Origin of the sequence: Pseudomonas batumici, assembly GCF_000820515.1 — a bacterium.
Taxonomy (GTDB): domain Bacteria; phylum Pseudomonadota; class Gammaproteobacteria; order Pseudomonadales; family Pseudomonadaceae; genus Aquipseudomonas; species Aquipseudomonas batumici.
In genome coordinates this window covers 284,085-290,958 of sequence record NZ_JXDG01000003.1, presented here as the reverse complement: position 1 = coordinate 290,958, position 6,874 = coordinate 284,085, and the positions used below count along the sequence as shown (strand labels likewise).

At 56.8% G+C, this 6,874-nt stretch carries 1 protein-coding gene; it reads right to left on the bottom strand.

Annotated features, from left to right (window positions below; translation table 11 throughout):
• Positions 1–10 precede the first annotated feature (10 nt).
• Positions 11–6,718, bottom strand: a complete 6,708-nt coding sequence (locus UCMB321_RS29390) for an SDR family NAD(P)-dependent oxidoreductase (RefSeq protein WP_167337408.1) — start codon at positions 6,716–6,718, stop codon at positions 11–13.
• Between the last annotated feature and the right edge of the window lie 156 nt (positions 6,719–6,874).

Genomic DNA, 6,874 nt, shown 5'->3' with positions numbered 1-6,874 from the left:
AAAATAATCCCTATTTTGTCCAGCGATCCAGAATCCCTTCGACCTCTTCGATCTTTACGTTTCCGTCTCTGAAATCTTCAAGCATTTTCATCGTCCGATCATCAGAGGACTGAGTGTCCAAGCGTTCACCCACGACCACATCAAGCGTCCGCGCCGATGACGCCTCGCGAGGCTGTGCGCTCACGATCCGCACAATGGCCGTCGATAGATCAGCGATGGTTCTATGCTCGAACAGCATGCTGTTGGATAGCTGTATCGAGAACTCCAGCTCCAACTCATGGAGCACCTTCATGGAGAGAATCGAATCGATGCCGTACACCATGAAATCGGTGTCCACATCGATCTTTTCCATGTGCATGCCAATGACCGGAGACATGCGTCGGATCACCCGATCCAGTGTCTCTTCTAGTGACGCTGCCGATCGCGCTGGGAACGCAATCGGTCCGGTATCGACAGCCTCGGCTGCCACAGCCCGTGCATCTTTTTCATTAGCCTTCAGGAACCGCTCGAGAACCGAGTTCGAATCGGACACAGCTGAACGGCCTTTCTGACGGACCCATCCATCACTGGTTGCAACGACAATCTGCTGTCCAAAACGATGGGCATCCAAAACAGGGAAATGGATGTGTTTGAAACCTTCTCCTTCGAGTACTCGCCTCCATTGCTCGGTTTCCAGTGCAGGTGAACCTGCAATACGCGTCACTTTGTCCTGGTATCGCCACCAGCCTTCAAGCAAACCGAAGGTCAGATGATGAATCAGGCTAATTCCGGACAACTCGTTGAGAAGGAGCAAACCCTGTCGTTTCAGACAGGCCTTTGTATTGCGCAACGTCTGACGAATATTCTGGGTGGCATGCAGAACGTTGCTGGCGACGACGACATCGTACTTGCCGACTTCAATCGCCTGCTCGCAAAGTGGGTGCTCGACATTGAACAACGTATAGTTGAAGTAATCGGCATGCGCCGCGAATTGCTGCTGGGCATCCAGAAGAAACACTTTCGACAAGTCCGTGTAGCAATACTCGTCGATGCATTCACGCAACGCCCCAAGACTGCTGATAATGCGCGCCGTCGTTGCTCCGGTCCCGGCACCGATTTCAAGGATCCGGATGCGCGCCGCTGGATCGTTGCGCACACGCTCCTCGATATAGGCAATCAGCTCCTCGACCAGTGCATCGTTGAAGAAGTCGGATACCGGATTGCCTCGATATACCGCGCTGACGAAATCAAGCGATCCGCGCGCAAAGAGCACATCAGTCGCCGCACGTCGTCCGGCCAGAATGTCTGGTAACGCACGTAGTGCGGCTTCCACGAACTCGGCCTGAGCGCGCATGCCGGGCTGCGCCGACAATTCACGCTTGTGTTCGTTCCACTGACCCCATAGTTGTGCATCGCTCATCGACACGGTGTCAAACGAGCCAGAGCCGGTCATGTCCCCACGCAGGTACGGGTGTGCAATACGGACACCATGATGCAACCAGCGCTCGTAGAGTGCGGACAGTCCGATGTTCTTTTTCCAATGCGCGACGTTGTGACCGTGCAGATCACCCTCTGCGTCGATCTCAAACCCCAGCGAACGTAGTTGGACAAACAGCAGCCGCGCCAGCAATTCACTCGAAACAGCGCACTCCATGCCAACTGTGTCCCGCTCGACCGGCCTGTCGATGATCGACAGCACCGCCGGCGACTGCTGCGCGTCACTTGCGCTTTGTCCTCCCGCTGGCAATTGCAACAACCATTCATCCCCGATCATTTTCGCCACAGCAGATTTTTTACTCAGCTGCATGAAGGCCAATCGTTCAAATGGACTTTGCAACAACACGTCCACTGCATCCATGCCAATGGCAGGCTCAATCGAGCCGATGCCTTGACTCGCCAACCTCGCTCGGTACGCCGGCGACGCCACGATGCCGACGGTCCCCCAGTATCCCCAATTCATACATTTCACCGGGCATGGCCATGCCCGGCCGAGCGCGTGTGCGTAAGCGTCTTTGAACGTGCAGCCCGCCGCATAATTACTTTGCCCAGCAGGTTTGAAAAAACTCTGGATGGACGAGAAGAACAGCACGAAATCCAATGGTTCCTGGGCAAAGACCTGTCCAAGACGCACGCTGACATCCACCTTCGCGGCAAGCCCGGACCTGAACCGCTCTTCGTCCATATTCGCAATGGTCTTGTCTTGCAGTGTAATTGCGGCATGGATCACACCGTGGATAGCACCATAACGCGCCTTGATCTGACGATAGGCGCCTTCCAGTTCGGCGTAATCGGTCGCATCGGCGCGCACGTAAGTCGGCGTGACGCCTAGCGCACCGAGCCGGTTGATCTTCTGCTCGATCACCGCGTCGACGGGGCGACGTCCGATCCAAATCACTTGCGCCTGGTAGCGTTCGATAAGGACACGACTGAATACCTCCCCGAGACCACCCGCTCCGCCAATGACGACATACACGCCGGCCTTGCGGTACGGGGCCGGTTGCAGCGACGGTACATCGCAATACACTAGCACCTGACGATGCCATTCTCCCTGACGATAAGCGTAAGCATTCCCTTCCCCATCGGCAGGCAATCTCATGCTCTGCTCCAACGGCCATTCATCGTCGCCGGGCAAGTCGACCAAGCGAATCTTCCATTGCGCGTGCTCTTTCGCCAGCGAGCCGATCAATCCGTGCACACTGGCATGCGTCGGATCGATGACGTCCTGCGGATGCACCGCTTGCGTTTGCCAGGTGACGACGGTCCATCCGAGTGTTTTTCTACCATAGCCCAACTGCAGCAAGGCCTTGATCAAGCGAAAGCCATTGATCACACCCCGTTGCTGACCCGCGATCAATTCGTTATCGAGCATCGTGGTACTGGTGTCGGACTGTTGTGGCGTGATCCACACAATGTGCTCGATCACCTCGTGTGCCCGCAAACGCTCGATTAGTGCTTCGCCCCCCTCGCCCTCTTCGAACGCGACAAAGCGCGCCTGCGGATACCGTTCGAGGATTGAGCTTTTTTGTCTTGCTGTACCACCGAGCACCACGATACGTTCATCGGCACTCGGCTCGTCCACCGATTCACCGACCCATGCATCCCACACCGGAACGAGGAAAGCCGGCTCGGTTGACGCCCCGCCCGTCACGCTGTCATCCGGAAAGGAAGACGCCCGCGTTGACTCGCACAACGTCGCGACTGAACCGATACGCCCATTCGCACTCGCCAGCCGACCGACCCAATGCGGTGTGCGTTCGAAGCTATAGGTCGCAAGACTGACTCGGCGTGGCGACAGCGCCTCGTAGGCACCGCCCTCGCGATACAGGCTCGACCAGTCGACATCGAGACCGCGCACCCATAAAGCGAGTAATGGGCTATGTTTGCCTTTCGCGATCCAGATATTCAATAAGTTCAAGAAGTCCGCGTCTTGGCCCAATGCAATCAGCCCCTCGCTGCCCTTTTTCACTTCCCCTACGTGAACGTCGCCGTATTCGACCTGCACGGCCGCCGCTGCGATATAAGCGTCAAGCTTCTCGTGAAGTTCACGTATTGAGGTAGCAGTCAAGGCAAGTCGATGCTCCATCGACTCCCGGCCCACCTGCAACGTATAAGCGATATCGACGAGATCCTTATCGGCGAAGCGGTCATGGGAAAGGCAGGTCCGCAGTGAATGCGCACTTTCCAGCAGACGCTGCGCACTCTTCGCGCAAAGCAGAATCAAAACCAGGCGTTGCGGTGAGACGGCCAACCCTGGTGTTTCGACTGCCAGCGGCAGACGGTGTTCCTCAACGATCACATGCGCATTGGTCCCACCGGATCCGAAGCTGCTGACGCCAGCACGACGTGGTTCCTCATGGGAGGCGGGCCATGCTGTCGTAGCGTCGACGACATGGAACGGGGTGCCCGAAAGGTCGATAAGCGGATTCAAGCGATCGAAATTCAACGACCCGGGAATCACGTTATGCCGTAGGCATAACATCGCCTTGAGCAATCCGGCGATGCCCGCGGCGGCCTCGAGATGTCCAAAATTGGTCTTGAGTGAGCCGAGCCCGCATCGGGCATTCACTGGGTCACCGTCCGCTGTGAACCTCTCGAATGCGGACTTGAGTCCGGCCACTTCGATCGGATCACCGAGCGATGTGCCGGTACCGTGGGCTTCTATATATCCGAGCGAGTTGATGTCGATGTCGGCGTTGCGACATGCGCCCATGACCAGCTCAGCTTGCGCACGCGGGTTTGGAACGGTCAAACCACCCGCCAGTCCTCCATGGTTGACTGCGCTTCCTTTGAGCACCGCATAGATATTGTCGTTATCGCGCAGTGCATACTCATATGGCTTGAGTAGCAGCATCACCGCGCCCTCTGCGCGCACATAGCCGTTGGCTGACGCATCGAAAGTCCGGCACCGTCCATCCGTAGACAACATGCCCGCCCGGTAATACGCGACCGTAGTCGACGGATCGCACATGATGTTGATCCCGGCGACCATGGCTTGCGTGCAATTGCCTGCGCGCAAAGACTCTATCGCTTGATGCACCGCCACCAGCGAACTCGAACAGGCCGTATCGATCAGCATGCTCGGCCCGCAGAAATCATAGAAATAGGAGATGCGGTTCGGCAGAATCGACATTGACGTCCCGAGTCCCGAATGCCCCTCTATCCCGGCACCTGTCCGATCGACGAGCAGCCGATAATCCGATCCGCTGGCACCGACATATACACCCGTTCGTGATCCCGCCAACGACGACGGGCAGTAACCCGCATCCTCAAGGCATTGCCAACTGAGCTCCAGCAAAATGCGTTGCTGTGGGTCCATGAGTTCGGCTTCGTGCGGGGAAATCCGGAAAAATGCCCCATCGAATCGCGCAACATCGCTGAGGAATGCGCCTTGATCAATACCGCGATGCTTCGTGTGCGGTTCGATATCGACCGGCCATTGCCAACGGCCTTCCGGTACGGTTCCGATCACCTCCTCGCCGTTCAGCAGTAATTGCCAGAACCCATCAAGGGTTTCGATATCGAACGGGAGTCGACAGGCGGCACCGACAATGGCGATATCAAGGCCAACCCGTGGGACCGGGACTGATTGATGGTCGGATTTGTGCGACTGCACCACGACTTGCGATGCGTCCGCACGTTCGCCCACCGCCACGATCACTTTGTTGCACGTGTTGTTTTCAAAGAAGAACATCGCCGTCAGCGTGACATTGAATTCACCACTGATGCTTGTCGCCAGTTCCAGCAAATCCGCCGAATCCAGCCCCATCTCCATCAACGGCTGATCAAGATCGAGTGGTACGTCATTGTCGAGTTGCAGCCGCGAACGTATCAAACGGCTCACGTACTGGCCGACGTGGCCCGTACGATCATTCTCGCCACTCGATACGGCGGCCGGCGTGACTAGTCGTGACTGAAGGTTGCCCAGGAGCAGCCGGTTGGCGAGGTCATAATGGACCAGAACACCATTACCATTATTGACGTCGTCTGCTGGACGATATCCTGGCATAAGCTTACGGATAGTCGCGCCATGTCGCTCATGAAACCGCAACACTGTATCGATCAATTCGCCGCGGCCATTGCGCAGTCCAATGTAATCGAACATGGGTATCTGTTCATGCTTGCCGTGGTCCTTGCACCGCGTAACCCCCACGACACTGCCCACACCGGTCAGAAGCGAGCAACGTTGAAGCATGAACTCCAGGAGCTGATCGCCAAACTGTTGGTCCTGTGCATCTGACGAAATATTGAGCGCAAGTAACTGAACAATCGGCCCCTGCGGTGCATGGAGCCGCCACGCCGTCTCAAAGGTTGCATCGTCTAGCAATTGCGCATGCTCAATGCGCTGTGAATAGATGCAACCTTTGACTACACCGTTGACTTCGAGAACCAACTGCCCTTGCGCGTACTGAATAACTCGCTCCCGAATGGCCTCTTCGCTCACCCGGATTCCCGCGGCCCAGCACTGTTCTTCCAGGACCATGAGCGCCGGCACATCGCTCTCGCGGGCATAACGGATTATGTAGGCACGACGTTCAAGAAGGCTCAGCACTGCCTGCGCAAACAATTTCTGTTGCGGGAATTTGTGAAAAGAATGCATCTGCGCAAACAGCCCGACTGCTGCCGCCCCCATCAGGTGGCGTTCTGCCCAGTCGGGTAGTCTTGACGAAGGCCCATGACTGGAGTCGCAAGGCAGATCCCCCCTGGGGGAAGCTTCACCTGCAACGTCCGACCCCATGGAGCATTCAGCCAGTTGGATCAGTCCGCAGCGACCCACGCCGTCGGCCCATCGCCCCATGTACTCGACCCAGGACCTAGTGATGCCTTCGGGGGTCAAGCTGGAACTGTCCGGGTATTCTGGCCATCGCACATACAAGACGGCGTCGACGTCATCGATGCCGTGGCTACGAAGTTGACTTGACACCTCCCGTGGGTCGTCGATAGACGCCTGAATGAGCAGATGATCAAGGTTGGCGAGGCCGGCGGCAGCGCATTCCAACATTGTCCGATCGGAATCGATGCCAATCAAACGTAGCGGATGGCTGTCTAGCAATCGTCCTCGCGCTGAGCGTGCTTCAACAAATTCATACAGCGACTTCAGTAATGAGGCATCACCACATCCTGTATGAACAATGTAGGCAGGTTGGTTTTCGACAGGCATCCGATCGAAGATCGACAGCACAATCTCGTGCAGAGCCTCAAAATACGCCGCGTGTTGACGAGCGCTTTCAGTAAAATCCATTTCACCCAACACCTCGGCCTCCTGCCGTCCCGTCTACGCATACCGTTTGAGATCGCCGTACACAATTCGCGCACCAGCGGCTGAAACGGTCGACTGTCAATCCGCTCGCATACCTGCGACCGGTCAGTCATCGCCGCGAATGAATGTAGCAGTGCT

Excerpts from the sequence above, each read along its gene's own strand:
- UCMB321_RS29390 (WP_167337408.1), bottom strand. The coding sequence starts at position 6,718 with ATGGATTTTACTGAAAGCGCTCGTCAACACGCGGCGTATTTTGAGGCT.